This window comes from Actinomyces procaprae (assembly GCF_004798665.1).
Lineage (GTDB): Bacteria > Actinomycetota > Actinomycetes > Actinomycetales > Actinomycetaceae > Actinomyces > Actinomyces procaprae.
Genome location: NZ_CP039292.1, coordinates 1 through 18,218, shown reverse-complemented (window position 1 = coordinate 18,218; position 18,218 = coordinate 1). Strand labels below are relative to the sequence as shown.

At 68.9% G+C, this 18,218-nt stretch carries 16 protein-coding genes and 2 tRNA genes; 2 read left to right on the top strand and 16 right to left on the bottom strand.

Annotated elements, in window-relative coordinates:
- Positions 1-27 precede the first annotated feature (27 nt).
- The 5 genes from E4J16_RS14975 to E4J16_RS00065 form a co-directional block, all read right to left on the bottom strand.
- Positions 28-183 (bottom strand): hypothetical protein, encoded by a 156-nt coding sequence (locus E4J16_RS14975; protein ID WP_168708061.1) that lies wholly within the window; start codon positions 181-183, stop codon positions 28-30.
- Positions 183-953 carry a class E sortase gene (locus E4J16_RS00080; protein WP_136312893.1) on the bottom strand — a complete coding sequence of 257 codons (771 nt, stop codon included), beginning with the start codon at positions 951-953 and terminating at the stop codon, positions 183-185. Before E4J16_RS00080 ends, E4J16_RS14975 begins: the two co-directional genes overlap by 1 nt.
- Positions 954-962: 9 nt before the next feature.
- Complete coding sequence (locus E4J16_RS00075) at positions 963-1,319, bottom strand: cell division protein CrgA (protein ID WP_240038186.1); 357 nt, start codon at positions 1,317-1,319, stop codon at positions 963-965.
- 141 nt (positions 1,320-1,460) lie between these two features.
- The gene (locus E4J16_RS00070; RefSeq protein WP_136312892.1) at positions 1,461-2,321 is read right to left on the bottom strand and encodes an aldo/keto reductase; all 861 of its coding nucleotides are present in this window, start codon (positions 2,319-2,321) and stop codon (positions 1,461-1,463) included.
- Between the two features lie 218 nt (positions 2,322-2,539).
- A complete protein-coding gene (locus E4J16_RS00065) occupies positions 2,540-3,163 on the bottom strand; it encodes a hypothetical protein (RefSeq protein WP_240038185.1) in 624 nt (207 codons plus the stop codon).
- A gap of 158 nt (positions 3,164-3,321) precedes the next feature.
- Here E4J16_RS00065 and E4J16_RS00060 point away from each other — a divergent pair, with 158 nt between their 5' ends.
- Complete coding sequence (locus tag E4J16_RS00060) at positions 3,322-3,843, top strand: peptidylprolyl isomerase (RefSeq protein ID WP_136314502.1); 522 nt, start codon at positions 3,322-3,324, stop codon at positions 3,841-3,843.
- 37 nt (positions 3,844-3,880) lie between these two features.
- On the top strand, positions 3,881-4,717 hold the full coding sequence (locus E4J16_RS00055) for a rhomboid family intramembrane serine protease (protein ID WP_136312891.1): 837 nt from the start codon (positions 3,881-3,883) through the stop codon (positions 4,715-4,717).
- A gap of 1,383 nt (positions 4,718-6,100) precedes the next feature.
- Here the strand turns inward: E4J16_RS00055 and E4J16_RS00050 are convergent.
- From E4J16_RS00050 to dnaA, 11 genes are all read right to left on the bottom strand, one after another.
- Positions 6,101-6,487, bottom strand: coding sequence for a DUF4342 domain-containing protein (locus E4J16_RS00050; protein ID WP_204519878.1), 387 nt, complete (start codon positions 6,485-6,487; stop codon positions 6,101-6,103).
- 152 nt (positions 6,488-6,639) lie between these two features.
- Positions 6,640-6,712, bottom strand: a tRNA-Ala gene (locus E4J16_RS00045).
- 3 nt (positions 6,713-6,715) lie between these two features.
- Positions 6,716-6,850 carry a DLW-39 family protein gene (locus tag E4J16_RS15395; protein WP_210729194.1) on the bottom strand — a complete coding sequence of 45 codons (135 nt, stop codon included), beginning with the start codon at positions 6,848-6,850 and terminating at the stop codon, positions 6,716-6,718.
- Between the two features lie 29 nt (positions 6,851-6,879).
- A tRNA-Ile gene (locus tag E4J16_RS00040) sits at positions 6,880-6,953 on the bottom strand.
- Between the two features lie 50 nt (positions 6,954-7,003).
- A complete protein-coding gene (locus E4J16_RS00035) occupies positions 7,004-7,525 on the bottom strand; it encodes a DUF3566 domain-containing protein (RefSeq protein WP_136192081.1) in 522 nt (173 codons plus the stop codon).
- Complete coding sequence (gene gyrA / locus E4J16_RS00030; protein WP_136312890.1) at positions 7,522-10,191, bottom strand: DNA gyrase subunit A; 2,670 nt, start codon at positions 10,189-10,191, stop codon at positions 7,522-7,524. The genes E4J16_RS00035 and gyrA overlap by 4 nt, the downstream gene beginning before the upstream one ends.
- A gap of 112 nt (positions 10,192-10,303) precedes the next feature.
- The gene (gyrB, locus tag E4J16_RS00025) at positions 10,304-12,397 is read right to left on the bottom strand and encodes a DNA topoisomerase (ATP-hydrolyzing) subunit B (RefSeq protein ID WP_425591806.1); all 2,094 of its coding nucleotides are present in this window, start codon (positions 12,395-12,397) and stop codon (positions 10,304-10,306) included.
- A 687-nt stretch (positions 12,398-13,084) separates the two neighbouring features.
- Positions 13,085-13,708, bottom strand: coding sequence for a DciA family protein (locus E4J16_RS00020; protein WP_204519877.1), 624 nt, complete (start codon positions 13,706-13,708; stop codon positions 13,085-13,087).
- Entirely contained in the window at positions 13,701-14,921 is a 1,221-nt protein-coding gene (gene recF, locus E4J16_RS00015; protein ID WP_136312889.1) for a DNA replication/repair protein RecF, read from the bottom strand. Before recF ends, E4J16_RS00020 begins: the two co-directional genes overlap by 8 nt.
- A 120-nt stretch (positions 14,922-15,041) precedes the next feature.
- A complete protein-coding gene (gene dnaN, locus E4J16_RS00010; RefSeq protein ID WP_136192077.1) occupies positions 15,042-16,175 on the bottom strand; it encodes a DNA polymerase III subunit beta in 1,134 nt (377 codons plus the stop codon).
- 433 nt (positions 16,176-16,608) lie between these two features.
- Positions 16,609-18,114: a chromosomal replication initiator protein DnaA gene (gene dnaA / locus E4J16_RS00005; RefSeq protein WP_136312888.1), complete on the bottom strand. Its 1,506-nt coding sequence runs from the start codon at positions 18,112-18,114 to the stop codon at positions 16,609-16,611.
- Positions 18,115-18,218 lie beyond the last annotated feature (104 nt).

Here is an 18,218-nt window from a genome sequence, read left to right as displayed (position 1 = left end):
CACGCCGCCAAAGAGACAAGTGGTCCGCTAGACGGTCGCCTCGCCTGACAGGTTCCACGTCTCGTTGGCCCAAGGGAAGACGACCTCGAACAGAAAGAGGACGACGACGACCACTAGTACCAGCGCTTCGATCGCCCGCAGCCACACCGGCCCCGGCAGGTGCCGCCAGATCCATCCGTACATCAGTTGACCCCCTCGTCATTGAGCACCGAGGCGGGGCGGCCCTCCGCGCGCTCCATCCAGTAGGCGAACTTGGCATGGGTGATCCACCGGTGATCGTTTCCCCATTCACCCACGGTAAGGGAATGGCAGGTGGTCATGGTCAGCATGCGTTCAGTGGGGGCGACGCCGGGCTCACCGGGCACCGGCGCAATGACGTCGACGTCGGTCGGCTCGACGATCTCGTGGGTCGTCACCGTGTACACGTACCACGTGTCCTTGGTGGCCACGATGATCTCATCGCCCTCCTCCAGCATGTCGATGCGCCGAAAGGAGTTGCCATTGGTGCGGCGGTGGCCGGCGATGGCGAAGTTACCGACCGCGCCGAGCTGCTGGGTGTCGGGGTAGTGTCCGGCCGCCGCCTGGTCCAGCACGTCGGAGCCGATGCCCTCAAGGATCGGCATGTTGTTGTTGGTCACGCCATACCACTTGGGAACCACCAGCATGCCGATGACCTCCCCGTAGCCGACGGGCGCCACCTCCGGCGGGTCGTCATAGTGCCTGGTGCCCTCAACGTTGGGCGAGTCGACCTGAGTCGAGGTGAAGTCAGTGGCGATGGCATCAGCCTTCGCAGTGGCATCCAGGCCGGTCCACCACAGCTGCCACACTAGGAACAGCGCCACGACCAGCCCGGCGGTGATCAGCAGTTCGCCGAGCCCGAACAGGAAGAAGTCGACCACCCGTCGGGGCCCACGGCGTCGCCCGGCATGCCGCCTGGCCGTCTTAGCCGCCATGCGCTTGCGTTACTTCCACCGCAGCAGGCCGAGGAAACCGACGAGCATGACGGCGAATCCGACGTAGAGGTTGCCGTTCACAAGCCAGTCGCTGGCGTGGTTCTCAACGAAGTACGGAAGCGGGTAGGCGCCCTTGAACAGGTAAGTCACCACCACCCACAACAGGCCGATGACCAGGAATGAGACCATCACTGGCGCGTACCACCGTGGCGACCCCTGCTCCTTGACCTTCCGGGGCACTCGAGAGACGCGGTTGGCCGCTGCCCGCGACTCCTCCATGCGGGCGCGTTCAGCGGCGGCGCGCTTAGCCGGGTTGCCGGAGCGCTCCGGCCGCGTCTTCTTCCCCTCGCCCTTGGTCTGCGCCACTGGCGTCTCCTCACTTACCCTGCGGGCGACGTCGAAGGCCCGCAACTCGGAACATACTGCCCTCTACCCTATGCGATCACCCAGTGCGTACCCGACAATCGGCGACGGATCGGGTTAACGATCCAGGACCCGATGACGGGGTCAGACCTGCACCTGGTCCGGGTGCGAGCCGGTACGCAGACCACGGTCCAGGGCGTCCAGGGCGGACATCTGGGCCGCGCTCAGCTCGAAGCCGAGCACATCCGCGTTGACCCGCACACGCTCGAAATGCGTGGTCTTCGGAATCACCACCAGCCCGTGCTGCAGGTGCCAGCGAATGATGACCTGCGCGGGTGCAACACTCAGCTCGGCCGCCAGACGGACCACCTCGGGATCATTCAGCAGGCGACCACGTCCCAGCGGAGACCACGACTCCGTCAGGATTCCCAGTTCTTCATGGACGGTGCGCAGCTCCCGCTGGATCAGGTACGGGTGCAGCTCCACCTGATTGACTGCGGGCGTCACCCCGGTGGCGTCGATGATGGTGCGCAGATGCTCGGCCTGGTAGTTGGATACGCCGATTGCGCGCACACGCCCCGACTGGAGTATCTCCACCATAGTGCGCCAGGTGTCCACCAGGTCAATGCCCGCCGAGGCGGCCAGCGGCCAGTGCACCAGGAATAGGTCGAGGACGTCCAGCTGCAGGGCATCCATGGTGGCGTCGAAACTACGCAGCGCATCGTCACGCCGGTGGTTGGGGTTGTTGAGCTTGGAGGTGACCCACAGCTGGTCGCGCGGAATGGCGGAGGCGGCGATGGCGCGCCCGACTCCGGCTTCGTTGCCGTACATCTGAGCGGTATCGATGTGGCGGTAGCCGACCTGCAGCGCCTGATCCACGACACGCTCGGCCTCAGCATCACTGACCTTGTAAGTCCCGAATCCAAGCTGCGGTATCGCAACGGGCTCGGTGCCCGCCGTACCCTGGCGAAGGGGCAGGGCGGGCACGGGAATGGCACTACTCATGGGGCAAGCCTAACGACGACGTCGTGGTCGGGACCACACCCTCTGCCGCATCGGTATCGGGGCCTACGGTTACGGCGCCCCACCCCCGCCACGTCCGGGGCACTTGCGGGCGACGCCGTCGGCGTGGGAACGGTTCCGAAGGCGCACCGGCGCTCCCGCCAGTGTGCGGCGGGAGCGCCGGTGACCGTGTGTCCGATCGGGCGGATGAGCAGCCCGGGTCACTCGTCCGCGGGTGCCTCCGGCTGCGTCGGAGCATCCGCGGCCGGCTCCGGAGCCTCGGCAGCAGCGGGCTCATCGGTGGAGTCGGCCCAGTACTCCTCGGCCCAGGGGTCCTCGATCGGCTGGCTACGGCGCCACACCACGTAGGCGGCGCCCGCTGCGCAGCCGGCGACCGCCAGCCAGCAGAAGGTCTTCAGGACGGGGTGCTTCTTCTTCACTGGTACCTCCGGGGTCAGTGCCGCCTGCTTCGCGGCGAGGGCGGCGCGCTGGGCGCGCTCGGTCAGCGTGCCCTCGGTGTTGACGGCCTCCTGGGCGGCGAGGGCGGCGCGCTGGGCTGCGGGGACATAGTCCTCCACCACCCGGGTGCGTGCCTCCTCGGCGGCGCGCTGGGCTGCGGGGACGTACTCCTCCACCACCCGGGTGCGTGCCTCCTCCACAACCGGCTGGGCGCGCAACTGCGCCTCCCTGGCGGCCCTGATGAACTCCTCCCGCGCCCGGTTCACGCGCGGCGCAGCCCAGCCCGCGGCGCGCCCGGCCTGAGCGGCGATGCTGTCCGCGAGCGTGGCGGCCTCCAGACGGGTCTGATCGAAGTCGATCCTCTTGTCACGGAAATTGCAAACCATGTCGGTCTCCCTGCTCGGAACGATGAGGTTGTTCACCCAATGGTCGCACTGTAACGCAGCTCGCAGACACCAACCTGAATGCCGTTCTGCCTGGGGTGAACACCGGGTCCCTGAATCCCGCCGGAACACGTGGGACCATGGCGAGCATGGAAGCGACCATCGAAGCGACACTCCACACCACCCTCGGCGACATCCGACTCGAGCTCTTCCCCGCCCAGGCTCCGGAGACCGTCTCCAACTTCGTCGGACTGGCCACCGGTGAGAAGACCTGGACGGACCCGCGCACGGGAGAGCAGTCGAACGCTCCCCTGTATGAGGGTGTCGTCTTCCACCGAGTGATTCCCGGGTTCATGATCCAGGGCGGCGACCCGCTGGGCACCGGCACCGGCGGTCCCGGGTACGTCTTCGACGACGAGATCGACCCCTCCCTGACCTTCACCGCCCCCTACGTCCTGGCCATGGCCAATGCGGGTCGGCGGCTGGGCAAGGGCACCAACGGCTCGCAGTTCTTCATCACCACCGCCCCCACCGAGTGGCTGCAGGGCAAGCACACGATCTTCGGCGCCGTCGCCGACGACGCCTCCCGGAAGGTCGTCGACGCCATCTCGGCGGTGGCCACCGACCCGCGCGACCGTCCCCTGGAGGACGTCGTCATCACCTCCGTCACTGTCCAGCGGTGAGACGGGCCCGGCAGCGTCGTCGAGACGGGAGCGATTCATGACCCAGCCGGACCCGCAGGCCGGCGACGCGCCCGTGTGCCCGCGTCATCCGGATCGGGTGGCGTACGTGCGCTGCCAGCGCTGCAACCGCCCCACCTGCCCGGAGTGCCAGGTGCCCAGCGCCGTCGGCATTCACTGCGTGGACTGCGCCCGCAAGTCCAGTTCGGGCCGCCCGGGTCTGCGCACCGCCCTGGGCGGGACCGCAGTGGCCGCCGCCAGGGTGACTAAGGTCCTGGTAGGGGCATGCGTGCTCGTCTATGCGGGGCAGATGGTCTATCCGGCCCTGACCGGCTGGTTCGACTTCGTGCCGGCCTTGGCCGCCGGCCAGCCGTGGCGCTTCCTGTCGACGGCGCTGCTGCACGGTTCGCTGGTGCATCTGGCCATGAACATGTGGGCGCTATGGGTGCTGGGCAACACCCTTGAGCCACTGCTGGGGCGTTGGCGCTTCACCGCCCTGACCGTCTTGAGCGCCCTAGGCGGCTCGACGGCGATCTACTGGCTCGCCGACCCCATGACGCCGGCGTGGATCACCGGAACCGTGGGGGCGTCTGGCGCCATCTTCGGACTGTTCGCGGCGGTGTTCGTGATCCAGCACCGGTTCGGCCGGGACACCTCCACCATTGTGGGCCTGTTGGTGATCAACCTGGTGATCTCGGTGCTGGGGGCGAATATCTCCTGGCAGGGACACCTCGGCGGCTTCCTCACCGGGTTGGCGGTGGCAGCCATCTACGCCTGGGCGCCCCGCAACAGGCAGACGGCGGTAGGCGTCTGGGGGACCGTCGGCGTGGCGGTACTCCTGGTGGCCCTGGCTGCCGCGCGCATGTTCCTGCTTTAACCGCAGCGCCCTGCCGTCGACCCGCCCACGGATAACCGGCTCTTCCGGTTTGGGGGTGTGGTGTCGCGGGCTGCGGCAGGAGTGCTGCCGATGTCCTGGGGCGTGGCGTGGGGTGGGGTGGGGTGTCTGGTGCGCCTGCTGGGCGTTAACAACGCTACTTAACGTTCTGCTGTATACCTCTGGGGCCTTCAGTAGACGGTTAACTGGCGTTGTTAACGCCGAAGTGGCGTTGCAGATGGCGAAGTGGCGTTGCAGACGGCCCCGCTTCCGGGCACCGGAGCTGTCGGCAGCCAGGTGCAGCCAGGCCTGGCGTTCTGGCGTGGTGAGCCGGCGCAGCTCACCACGCCAGGCTCATCGCGTCCCTCACCCCGCAAGACGCCGACCACCACACCCACCAGCACCAAGAGCCAACCCGGATGGCCTGGCGGAGGCTGTTCGAGGACATGGGTCAGCCGACGACGGCGAGGGCGCCCCTGCCCGGCGGACAACGCCGACGACGTCCTCCGTGCCCCGAAAACGTCCGTGTACGCCCGACAACGACCTGCGCTGGTCGAACACGCCACTATCAGCCCGAGTACGACCCCGCCGGAACCACACCGACCTCACCACCCAAACCACAACCACCGCGAACACCGCAACCCGGACCGAAGCCACCACGCCGGAAGCACCACACCCGCAAACCGGAAGAGCCGGATAACCCGCACCCCGGGCGCCGGCCCGAGTGCCGGGCCCCGATGCGGTTCCATCCCGTCGATGCCTGCCTGCCCTCGATGCCTGCCTGCCCTCGGTGCCTGCCTGCCCTCGGTGCCTGTCTGCCCTCGATGCCGCCGCCAGATCCACAGGCACCTCCCGAGCTGTGGATCCTGGGGAAGCACATCCCTGTCATTCCTCCACATCTGTGGACACTCCTGGGGAAACACATCGGTGTGGTTCTCCACAGGGTTGCGCACAGCTGGGGACGAATCGGCAAGATGCGCGTGTTCACGCCGAAAAACGGTTAACCCACAGCACGGGGATACGTCTGCCTCCCGCCTGTGCACACGCGCAGACAGCGCCTGTGGATGCTCTGTCGGCGCGAAAGCAATCGGGGTGGGCCGCGGCGCTGAGCTGCCGCGGCGCTCGTCCATCGCCCGGTATCCCTCGGCTGCCTGATCCTTGGCGGCCACCACCCCAATCGGGTCGACACGGCGTACTGCGGTCGGACAAGCCCCTCGACGACGGCGGTTATCGGGCCCCTCGTGTCTGTGGGCGCGGCGTCCGGCATTGCGGGGTGAGGGAGCCGGTATGCCTGCCGGTTCACAGCGCCACCGCCTCAGCGAGTGCCTCCTTGGAGAGCGGCAGTCACAGACATGACCCACCCATACCGTGCGTCCAGGCGGCTACTCATTCCCCCGGGTCAGGGCTCGACGGCGGCGTCGTGCCGTCCTCGGAATCATTCACGCCGACGACGTCGGTGCGCTCCACCTCGAGGGTGACCTCGGCGACCATGGCGGCGACGACGCCAATGGCGGCCAGTACCGGCGCCGCAAGCACCGTGATGCCGCCGACCACGGCACTGGCGGTGAGCGGCACGCTGAGGAACTCTCTACCGGAGGAGTCGCGCAGGATGACGCGGCGGACGTTCCCGTCGGCGACGAGCTGCTTGACGGTGGCCACCAGCTGGTCTCCGGCGACGGTGATCCAGTCGACGACGGTGCGCGGCGCCCCGCCCTCCGGGTCGGCTCCGGGGTTGTGGTCGGGGCCCATGGCCCCAGGTGTCTGTGTGCTCATGGCGCAAGTCTGACCCCGGCCTGCGCCGCGCACCATGGGGAATCGCCCTGATTCGCCCCCGATGCCGCTACGACCTCGCCGCCGCACGCGTGATCAGTGGCGATCCTGGGGGAGATCCGCCGGTCCCAGTGGACTCGGGCGGGAGGGATGAGTGGAGCCAACGGGACTCGAACCCGTAACCCCCTGCTTGCAAAGCAGGTGCGCTACCAATTGCGCCATGGCCCCCGGTCATGCGACGGGGTCGGTGACCTCCGCCCATGCGGCTCGCTCCATGCGGTCGGCCTCCAGCTTCAGCCAGGTGGCATAGCCGGCGGCCGCCAGGAACGAAAAAGCCGCGGTGAGCAGGAGCGTTCGGCTCTTCATGAAGCCTCCTCATGTTCCACCGCGGACGGTGGGCCTAGCTGGACTCGAACCAGCGACCTCATCCTTATCAGGGATGCGCTCTAACCAACTGAGCTATAGGCCCGGGCGACGCGGAAGAGACTAGCCCACCGAGTCGTCAGCTACCAAATGGGATCACTCATCTGCGAGTGTGAGATGAACCCCACCGACGAGCGCAGCCGTGATGTTGTACAGGAACGCGCCGATTGTGGCCAGTGCAGTCGTCAGGATGATGTTGACGACGGCGATGACGGTGGCCATGGAGATGGCGCGGGAGAACTTCATGTACTCGATCAGCGCCGAGTAGGCGTTGTTGCTGGAGTCCATGACCGTGCCCACCAGATCCTGGATGGTGGAGAACACGTGCATCGCATCCAGCATGAACCACACGAAGGCGGCGGCGACCACCATCATGATGCCGGCGGCCACGCTCAGCAGGAAGGACGCCTTCATCACCGACCAGGGGTCGATGCGGGTCAGGGCGAGCCTGACCCGGCGCGGGCCGACGATGGTCTTGGCGGCCTTCGGCTGCGCCTCGGCCGACTCCTTGGCCGACTCGGCGGCCGGCTGGGCCGCAACCGAGGCAGCCGGATCGGCTGCGGCGGGGGACTGCGTCTGTCCGCCCTGGGCGGGCGGGAAGGACTCCGGCTGACTCATGCCTGAACCTCACTCTCGTCGTCCTCCGACGATACCGTGCCGACGCCCTCGCCCGCAGCGTCCACCCCGGTGTTCTCGGCATCCGTGTCGCCGGAGGCGGGCGCGGCCTCGTCGGCCGACGGCGCGGAGTCGCCTGAGTCCGCCGAGTCGGCGGAGGCGACCTCCTCGAGCTCCTGCTCGGGGTTGCGGGCGACGGCGATGATGCGGTCGCCGGCGTCGGGCTTGGCGAAGGTGACTCCGCGCGTGTTGCGGCCGGTGCGGGACACCTCGGCGACGGCGCTGCGCACGACCTTGCCGGAGGCCATGATGCACATGACCTCATCTGTGGGGGCGGTGGTCAGGGCACCCACGAGGTCGCCCCGCTCCTCCACCAGGTCGGCGACCTTCACGCCCAGGCCGCCGCGCCCCTTGACCGGATAGTCGGTGGCTAGGGTGCGCTTGGCGTAGCCGCCCTCGGTGACGACGAACAGGTCGGCGTCCTCCCAGGCCGGGTCCACCACGTCCATGGCCAGCAGGGAGTCGCCGTCGCGGAAGCGCATGCCGGTCACGCCACTGGTGGCACGGCCAGTGGGCCGCAGGGTGGCATCGTCGGCCGTGAAGCGCAGGGCCTGGCCGTGCCGGGAGACCAGCAGCAGGTCCTGCCCGGCGGACAGCAGCGCCGCGGAGACCAGCTCGTCGGGGTTGCCGTCGTCGTCCTCGCGCAGGTTGATGGCGATCAGTCCGGCCGAGCGGTTGGAGTCGTACTCGGCCAGGCGGGTCTTCTTCACCAGGCCGCCTCGGGTGGCCAGCACCAGGTAGTCGGCCTGCTGGTAGTCGCCCAGCTCCATCACCTGGGCGATCTCCTCGCCCGGCTGGAAGGCGAGCAGGTTGGCCACGTGCTGCCCCTTGGCGTCACGACCGCCCTCGGGCAGCTCATAGGCCTTGGCCCGGTATACGCGGCCGAGGTTGGTGAAGAACAGCAGCCAGTTGTGGGTGGAGGTGACGAAGAAGTGGTCGACGACGTCGTCCTCACGCAGGGAGGCCCCGCGCACTCCCTTGCCGCCGCGGTGCTGAGAGCGGTAGGCGTCGGTCCGGGTGCGCTTGGCGTAGCCGGAGCGGGTGATGGTGACGACGACCTCCTCCTCGGGGATCAGGTCCTCGGCGCTCATCTCCCCGTCGAAGGGCAGGATCCTGGTGCGGCGGTCGTCTCCGTACTTGTCGACGATCTCGGCCAGCTCCTCGGACACGATGCGGCGCTGCCGGGCCGGGTCGGCGATGATGTCCTTCAGGTCGGCCACACGGGCGGTCAGCTCGTCGGACTCCTGCTGGATCTTCAGGCGCTCCAGTGCGGCCAGGCGGCGCAGCTGCAGGGAGAGGATGGCCTCGGCCTGGGCCTCGTCGACGCCGAGCAGCTCCATCAGGCCGGTACGCGCCTCATCGGTGGTGGGAGAGCGCCGGATCAGGGCGATGACGGCGTCCAGGGCGTCAATGGCCTTGAGCAGGCCCTCGAGAATGTGCAGGCGCTCCTCGGCCTTGCGCAGGCGGTACTGCGAGCGGCGCACGATCACGTCGATCTGGTGATCCACCCAGTGGCGCACGAAGCCGTCCAGGGACAGCGTGCGGGGCACCCCGTCCACGAGGGCGAGCATGTTGGCGGGGAAGTTGTCCTGCAGCTGGGTGCGCTTGTACAGGTTGTTCAGGACGACCTTGGCGACCGCGTCGCGCTTGAGGACGATGACCAGCCGCTGGCCGGTGCGGCCGGAGGTCTCGTCACGGATGTCGGCGATGCCGGTGATCTGGCCGTCGCGCACCAGCTGGGCGATCTTGTCGGCCAGGTTGTCGGGGTTGACCTGGTAGGGCAGCTCGGTGACCACCAGGCACTGGCGGCCCTGGATCTCCTCGACGTTGACGACGGCCCGCTGGGTGATGGAGCCGCGGCCGGTGCGGTAGGCGTCCTCGATGCCGCGCCGCCCCAGGATGGTGGCGCCGGTGGGGAAGTCCGGCCCGGGGATGCGCTCGATCAGTGCCTCAAGCAGTTCCTCCCGGGAGGCTTCGGGGTGCTCCAGGAACCACTGGACGCCGTTGGCGACCTCCCGCAGGTTGTGCGGGGGGATGCGGGTGGCCATGCCCACCGCGATGCCCTCGGATCCGTTGACCAGGAGGTTCGGGAAGCGGGCGGGCAGGATGACGGGCTCCTGGTTACGGCCGTCATAGTTGTCCTGGAAGTCGACGCTCTCCTCTTCGATGTCCCGGACCATCTCCATGGCCAGCGGCGCCATCTTGCACTCGGTGTAACGGGGCGCGGCCGGGCCCAGGTTGCCGGGGGTGCCGAAGTTGCCCTGCCCGGCCACCAGCGGGTAGCGCAGCGACCACCACTGCACCAGGCGGGCCAGCGCGTCGTAGATGGCGGCGTCGCCGTGGGGGTGGTAGTTACCCATGACCTCGCCCACCACGCGGGAGGACTTGGAGAAGGATGCGGTGGGGCGGTAGCCGCCGTCGTACATGGCGTACAGGACGCGGCGGTGAACCGGCTTGAGCCCGTCGCGCACGTCGGGCAGGGCGCGTCCGACGATGACGCTCATGGCGTAGTCGAGGTAGGAGCGCTGCATCTCCATCTGGAGGTCGACCGGGTGGATGCGGTCTCCGGTCGGCTCCAGGGCGGGGAGCTCGGTGGTCTCGTCGCTCACGGATTTCCTTTGCTGGTGGGGTGCTGAGGTTCAGTGGTGGCGCGGTGCGCGGGCCGACGGCGAGTCGGCGGGCGGGCCCGGCCGCTGCCGGGGACCGGGCCCCGCCGAGCGCCTAGATGTCCAGGAAGCGGACGTCGGCGGCGTTGCGCTGAATGAAGGAGCGGCGCTGCTCGACGTCGTCACCCATGAGGATGGAGAAGGTCTCGTCGGCGTCCGCGGCCTCGTCGAGGGTGACCCGCTTGAGGATCCGGTTGGCCGGATCCATGGTGGTCTCCCACAGCTCGTGGTCGTTCATCTCACCAAGGCCCTTGTAGCGCTGGATGCCGCCCTCCTTGGGCAGGCGGCGCCCGGCCTCGGCGCCGGCCTTGAGCAGCTGGTCGCGCTCGGCGTCGGAGTAGGCGAACTCGTGCTCTGCGCCCACCCACTTGAGCCGGTACAGGGGCGGCATGGCGATGTAGGTGTGTCCCTGCTCGATCAGGGGGCGCATGTAGCGGAACAGTAGGGTCAGCAGCAGGGTGGCGATGTGCTGGCCGTCGACGTCGGCGTCGGCCATGATGACGATCTTGCCGTAGCGCAGCTTGCTGATGTCGAAGTCCTCGCCGATGCCGGTGCCGAAGGCGGTGATCAGCGAGCGGATGGTGTCGGAGGACAGGGCCCTATCCAGCCGGGCCTTCTCCACGTTCAGGATCTTTCCGCGGATCGGCATGATCGCCTGGTGCTCGGGGTCGCGGCCGCCGACGGCGGAGCCGCCGGCCGAGTCGCCCTCGACGATGAAGATCTCGCACTCCTCGGCGTTGCGGGAGGAGCAGTCGCGCAGCTTGCCGGGCATAGAGGCGGACTCCAGCACGCCCTTGCGGCGGGTGGCCTCCCGGGCCTTGCGGGCGGCCAGGCGGGCGGCGGCGGCCTGGGTGGCCTTGGTCAGCACCGCCTTGGCGTCGGCGGGGTGGGAGTCCAGCCAGTCGCCGAGCCGGGCGTAGACGGTCTGCTGCACGAAGGTGCGGGCCTCGGTGTTGCCGAGCTTGGTCTTGGTCTGGCCCTCGAACTGGGGGTCGGTGAGCTTGACGGAGATAACGGCCGTCAGGCCCTCGCGGATGTCGTCACCGGTGAGGTTGTCGTCCTTGTCCTTGATCAGGCCCTTCTCACGGCCGTACTTGTTGACCAGGGTGGTCAGCGCGGTGCGGAAGCCCTCCTCGTGGGTGCCGCCCTCGGTGGTGTTGATGGTGTTGGCGTAGGTGTGCACGGACTCGGAGTAGGCGCCGGTCCACTGCATGGCGATCTCCAGGCTGATCGCACGCCCGTCGCCGAGGTCCTGCTCGGCCTCGAAGTCGATGATCTCGGGGTGGATCAGCTCGACCTTCTTGGAGCGGTTGAGGAAGGCGACGTAGTCGCGCAGCCCGTGCTCGTAGCAGTAGGTGACCGAGCGGTGCCCCTTGACCGGGTCGTCCGCGGCGCCGAGCTCGTCGCCGGTGATCTCATCGCCGGAGTCGGTCACGCCCTCGCGCTCGTCGGTCAGGGTGATGCGCAGGCCCTTGTTCAGGAAGGCCATCTGCTGGAAACGACGACGCAGGGTCTCGTAGTCGAAGACCGTCGTCTCGAAGATGGCCGGGTCCGGGTAGAAGGTCTGGGTGGTGCCGGTGGCGTCAGTCTCCTCGCCCTTCTCGAGGGGGGTGAGCGGCCTTCCGCCGTCGCCGAAGCTCATGCGCCACACGTGGCCCTGGCGGCGCACCTCGGTGTCCACCCTGGTGGACAGGGCGTTGACCACGGAGATACCCACCCCGTGCAGGCCGCCGGACACGGCGTAGCCGCCGCCGCCGAACTTGCCGCCGGCGTGAAGGATGGTCATGACCACCTCGACGGTGGGCTTGTGCTCGGTGGGGTGCTCGTCCACGGGGATGCCGCGGCCGTTGTCGACCACGCGCAGGCCGCCGTCGGCCTGGATGGTGACCTCAATGTGGTCGCAGTAGCCGGCGAGGGCCTCGTCCACGGCGTTGTCAACCACCTCGTAGACCAGGTGGTGCAGTCCCCGCTCACCGGTGGAGCCGATGTACATGCCGGGGCGCTTGCGCACCGCCTCCAGTCCCTCCAGGACGGTGATGTCGCCGGCGTCGTAACCGTGGTCGGTGCGGGTGGCACCCGCGGCCTCGGTCGGCGAAGCCGCAGAGGCGGTGGCGGCGTCGAGATCCTCGGCGTTGCCGCCGACAGTCACAGGCTGATCCAGGTCAGACACGTATCAGTTGCTCCTCGTCATGTGCACCGGGCAGGCATCCCATGCGCTCACTCAAGCGCCGGAATCCGGGCATGGGGCCCGGCGCGTGTAGGTGGGTACCTTGCGCATGGCCATGGGCGCACCATGGGCATTTCCGTGGCGATTCTACCTTGTATCGGTTGATCGCCGGTCACGACGGCGCCGCATGCGACGTGGACAACATCACCTGTAAGCGCAGCGCGTCCGGCGAGCCTGCCAGTTGGACCGCTGTTCTCCCGTTGGACCCCTGTGCCCCCGTTGGACCGCCGTAGCCACCGGTTACAGCGGTCCATCGGGGCCGTAAGCGGTCCATCGGGGCCGTAAGCGGTCCAACTAGGCGTAAGCGGTCCAACTAGGCGTAAGCGGTCCAACCAGGGGCAGCACAAGACCCACCCGCCCCCTTCAACCACCGACAACCAGGCCCCAACACCGCGGGAACGACCCCGCGCGCTTGGGTCATGAAGGCGGGTTCGGCGGTGCACTGGTGCCCGTGGCCGCAGCGGTCTACTGCTCCGGTTGGGTCACTAGTACGCCGGTCAGGTGTTTGCTGAAGGGCTTTGGAGTCTCCAACAGAGGTCCAACCGGCGCAGCAGACGCCGAAGGGGCGTAACCAACACGCCCCTCCACTACACACATCCACACGATGACTCATCCGTAGGTGTCGCGCGGGCCGCGGCCGCCGCGGGCGGCCCCGAAGCGCCCGTGCCGCCAGGTCGGTCCGGCCGGCCCCAGGATGCGGATCTCGACGGCGCCACCGCCAGGGCCGAGCGCCTCCGACACCTGCCGCTCAATACCGGGCAGCAGCAGCCGCAGCTGTTGCGCCCAGGCGCTGGAGGAGGCCCGCAGGGTCAGGCGGCCGGGTTCGAAGGTCTCAATGACCGCGTGCTCGGCGATCTGCTCGCCGACGATCTCCCGCCAACGTACCGACACACTGGCCATGGCCAGCTTCGAGGCCCAGCCGTGCCGCTCGGCATAGCGGCGCAGGTCCTGCTTGCCGGTGCGCGGGTCGAAGCGGGTGGGGCCGGGCCGGTCACGTCCCGGCGGCAGGCCGGGGCCGCGGTCCAGATCGGCGGCATCGCCGCCACCGTCGTCGTCCGTGGCCTTGCCACGACGCCGGTCCCAGGCGGCCACACCGTCCGCGTCCGCCGCCTGCCTGCTCAAGGCACGTCGGCTCTGCCCGGCCTCCCAGGCGCGCCCACGCTCCCGGGCCAGGGCCCGGGCCGCCAGCGCGTCGGCCGACTCGGCGTGTGGGTGGGAGGCCGGGTCAGTCATGGGTCACCCGGGATCCGGACTCGCCGTTGGTCACGTGGAAGCGGGCGCCTGCCAGGGAGGTGGGCACGTCGGCGTCGACGGCGGCGGTGAGCAGCACCTGCTGGGCATCGGCGGCGATCCCGGCCAGGGCGCGACGACGCGCATCGTCCAGGGAGGCGAAGACATCGTCGAGGATCAGTACGGGCTCACCGTCTCCGCCGTAGGCGTCCACGTCGTGGCGCAGCATCTCGTAGGAGGCCAGTCGCAGCGCCAGGGCCAGCGACCACTGCTCCCCGTGGGAGGCGAATCCCTTGGCGGGCAGTGCGTCCAGGAACAGCTCCAGGTCGTCGCGGTGAGCGCCCACCAGGTTGGCGCCCCGGTCGATCTCGCGGGCGTGCAGGTCACCCATGGCCCGCTCCAGGCGGGCGGCAACAGCGGCGGAGTCCGCCAACGACTCCTCAGCCGCCAGGAAGGCCGCCTCGGCGGTCGGATCAGGATCGGCGGTGCCCTCATGGGAGAGCAGGCTGGCGCGGTAGGCGATCCGGGCGACCGAGCGGCCCTCACTCACCCCGGCGTAGCACTCGGCGATCCAGGGTCGCAGGCGCTGCACGACGTCGACGCGGGCGCCGATCAGGCGGGCGGCCGCCGCCGCGAGCTGGGCGTCCCACACCTCCAGGGTGGACAGCATGGATGCGGTCGAGGCCCGGGAGGCGCGGGCGGACTTCAGCAGGCTGGCGCGCTGCGCGAGGATCTTGTCATGCTCCGCGCGCACACCCGCCAGTGCGGGGCGCAGGGTCACCGCCAGATCGTCCAGGAAGCGCCGACGCACACCCGGCTCGGCGCGTACCAGCGCCAGGTCCTCCGGGGCGAAGACGACGGTGCGCAGCACGCCGAGCAGGTCGCGTGGGCGGGCAGCGGAACGGTTGAGGCGGGCCCGGTTGGCCCGGCCCGCGATGAGTTCGAGCTCCAGGACGCTGGGGCGCTCGCCATGCACCACCTTGGCCCGGATGACGGCGCCGGCCGGCTGCGGAGTGCCGACCGGGGCCCGCCGCACCAGCGCCGTGTCCGTGCCGACCCGGTGGCTGGACAGCGTGGACAGGTATGCCACCGCCTCCACCAGGTTGGTCTTGCCCTGCCCGTTGGGGCCGATGAACGCCGTCGGCCCGGGCTGAAGCGCCAGGACCAGCTCGTGGAAGGAGCGGAAGTCGTCCAGTGCGAGGTCAGAGACGTACACGGCGGCCGTGCCCCCCTTGACCGATTCCCGACGGCGGACGCCCGCGGGTCTCCCTCTGCGTCAACCGCACCTGGCGATCTGCGCCGCTGGCAGCCGAAAGCATCTGGGCGGGAGCCGTCCTCAGGCGCCGAAGCGGATCGGCATGATCAGGTAGCGGAAGGAGGTGTCCTCCTCACCGCCGATGGCGCTCATACCGGTCAGGACCGCGGGCTTGGACGGGTGGGTGAAGTCGAAGCGCACGTAGGGCTGGTTGATGGCACCGAGGCCGTCTAGCAGGTAGGCCGGATTGAAGGCCGTGGCGATGTCCTCGCCCTCCAGGTGGGCGACCAGTTGCTCGGAGGCCTGCGCATCGTCTCCCTGCCCGGCGTCCAGCGCCAAGTTGCCCTCGGTGAAGGACATATGAATGGGAGCGGCCCGGTCGGCAACCAGGCTCACACGCCGCACTGCGCCCATGAGCTCCTCACGACCGACGGTGGCGTGAATGGTGGTGGACTCCGGGAACAGGCGCAGCACCGGCGGGTAGTCGCCGTCAGTGAGGAGGCTGGTGGTGCGGCGGCCGCCGGCCTCGAAGCCGATCAGGCTGGACGCGGCCGAGTCCGCCTGCGTGAGGGCGACCGTGACGTCGCCCGTCGACGTCAGGGACTTGGCGACGTCGGACAGGGTACGGGCCTTGAGCAGCGCGTGAGTCGACAGCTGCTCATCCTGCGGCTGCCAGGTCATCTCCCGCACCGCGAGCCGGTAGCGGTCGGTGGCCATGAGGGTGAGGGAGGCGCCGTCGACCTCCAGCTGCACGCTGGTCAGCAGCGGCAGGGTCTCATCACGGGAGGCCGCAATCGACACCTGGGAGACGGCCTCGGCGAGGTCGTGGGCGTCCACGGTTCCCGCAACCGCCGGCATCTGCGGCAGGGCCGGGTAGTCGTCGGCGGCCATGGCTGCGAGAGCGAATCGCGAGGCCCCGCAGGTCACGGTCACCTTGGTTCCCTCCACCTCCAGGTCCACCGGCTTGGATGGCAGGGCCTTGGCGATGTCAGCCAGGAGCCGGCCGGAGACGAGTACGACGCCCTCCTCCTCGACGTCGGCGGGAACCTCGCAGTGGGCCGATACCTCATAGTCGAAGGACGCCAGGACCAGGGAGGCGGCGGTCGCCTCCAGGCGGACGCCGGCGAGCACGGGTACCGGGGGACGGGCCGGCACGGAGCGTGCGGTCCAGGTGACGGCGTCGGCAAGGACGTCGCGGTCGACCCTGAGCTTCATGTGGTGCCTCCTCGGCGGCCGGGCATTGCCGGCGCGTGCGTGGTGTGAATCCGGTTTGCCGCTGAGTGTAGACGCATTGGCGGTAGTGCCGCACCGAGGGGTGCGCCGGGGCCCCGGAGCCCTGGTGCGGGCGATCCGGATGCGCGGTGAATGACAGGTCTGGTAGGGGTTGTAGGTGGTGTTGAAGCTGGGGAAAAGCCTCGTTTGCGGCGGCGTGGAGCGGTAGCGGGCTGTGGAATTACAAATTCGTGGTTCCGTGGACGACTCCGGCCGCCGGTGGATTGTTGTAGTTCCCCGGTTGGGCACTCCCCAGAAGACGGGCTGTAGTTCCACAGGTGCGTCGTGGTCGTCCACCGCCGCTCCGCAGCGCTGTCCACAACCGGCATGTACCAGCGGCTGTAGGGCCGTGGGGAGGCGTCGGGGCTTCGGTGCGTCAGGAGGCGGGGGTGGACTGGGCGGCCTGCTTGATGCGGGCAGTGAGCTCGGCTACATGGTTGTAGGTCTCGCGCCGCTCGGCCATCTGGGTGCGGATCTTCTTGTCCGCGCTCATGACGGTGGTGTGGTCGCGGCCGCCGAACTCGCGTCCGATCTGGGGCAGGGACATGTCGGTGAGCTCACGGCACAGGTACATGCCGATGTGCCGTGCGTGGACGATGGTGCGGGCCCGGTTGGCCGAGCACAGGTCATCGATGGTGATCCCGAAGTAGTCGGCGGTCTGGGCCATGATCAGCGCGGAGGTGATCTCCTCGCTGGCGGGGTCAGTGATGATGTCCTTGAGCACGAGCTCGGCGAGGGTGCGGTCCACCGGCTGCTTGGTCAGTGAGGCGAAGGCGGTCACCCGGATGAGGGCGCCCTCGAGCTCGCGGATATTGGTGGTGACCCGGCTGGCGATGTACTCCAGTACGTCGGGCGGCAGGTCCAGTCCCTCGGCGCTGGCCTTGCGGGAGAGGATCGCGGTGCGGGTCTCGAAGTCCGGCGGCTGCACGTCCGCCAGCAGGCCCCACTCGAAGCGCGAGCGCAGCCGCTCCTCGAATCCTCCCAGCGCCTTGGGCGGCTGGTCGGAGGTGAGCACCACCTGCTTGTTGGCGGTGTGCAGGGCGTTGAAGGTGTGGAAGAACTCCTCCAGCGTCTGCTCCTTGCCCTGCAGGAACTGGATGTCGTCCACCAGGAGGATGTCGACCTCCCGGTAGCGGCGCTTGAAGGCGTCCATGCGGCCGTCGGCCACCGAGGCGATGAAGTCGGAGACGAATTCCTCGCTGGAGACGTACTTGACCCGGATCGACGGGTACAGGCTGCGGGCGTAGTGCCCGATGGCGTGAAGCAGGTGGGTCTTGCCCAAGCCGGATCCGCCGTAGATGAACAGCGGGTTGTAGGCCTTGGCGGGCGCCTCGGCCACCGCGATCGCGGAGGCGTGCGGCAGCCGGTTGGAGGAGCCGGTGACGTAGGTATCGAAGGTGTACTTCGGGTTCAGGTCGGCGTCGGCGTCGGGAACGGTCACGGACGGTGAGGGCTCGCCGGTCATGTAGCCCCCGACGGCGGAGGGGGGCTCGACGGCGGGCGCCGCCGGCGGCGTCGGAGCCGTCACCGCCGGGAGGGGGGTCTCGGGTATCTGCTCCACGACGGGCCGAGTCGTCAGGCGGATGGCAGGCGCGTCCGCGCGGTTGGTGAACGCGGGCCCGGAGGACTCCAGCGAGGTGTCGACGATGACCTCGAAGGGGACGTCGTAGCCGGCGACCCTCCGCAACGCCTGCGCGATCTGGTCGCGAGCGTTGTCAACGATGTTCCTGGCGAAGCCCGAGCCGACGATGAGGACGAGCGTGCCATCGACGTCGACGGCGCGGGTGGTGCGAATGATGGACAGCTTGCCCTGGCCGAGCTCGGCCGAGGCGGCAAGGACTTCGAGGGCCGAGCGCCACTGTGTCGTCGCTTCGTCGGCCACGACTGACTCCTGACTGACTGTTTGAGAACTGGTCGATGGTTGGGGTGGTTGACTTGATGATCGGCCGGTCGGCTGGGCGCCGGCTGGATGGATCCGCTGGGGGA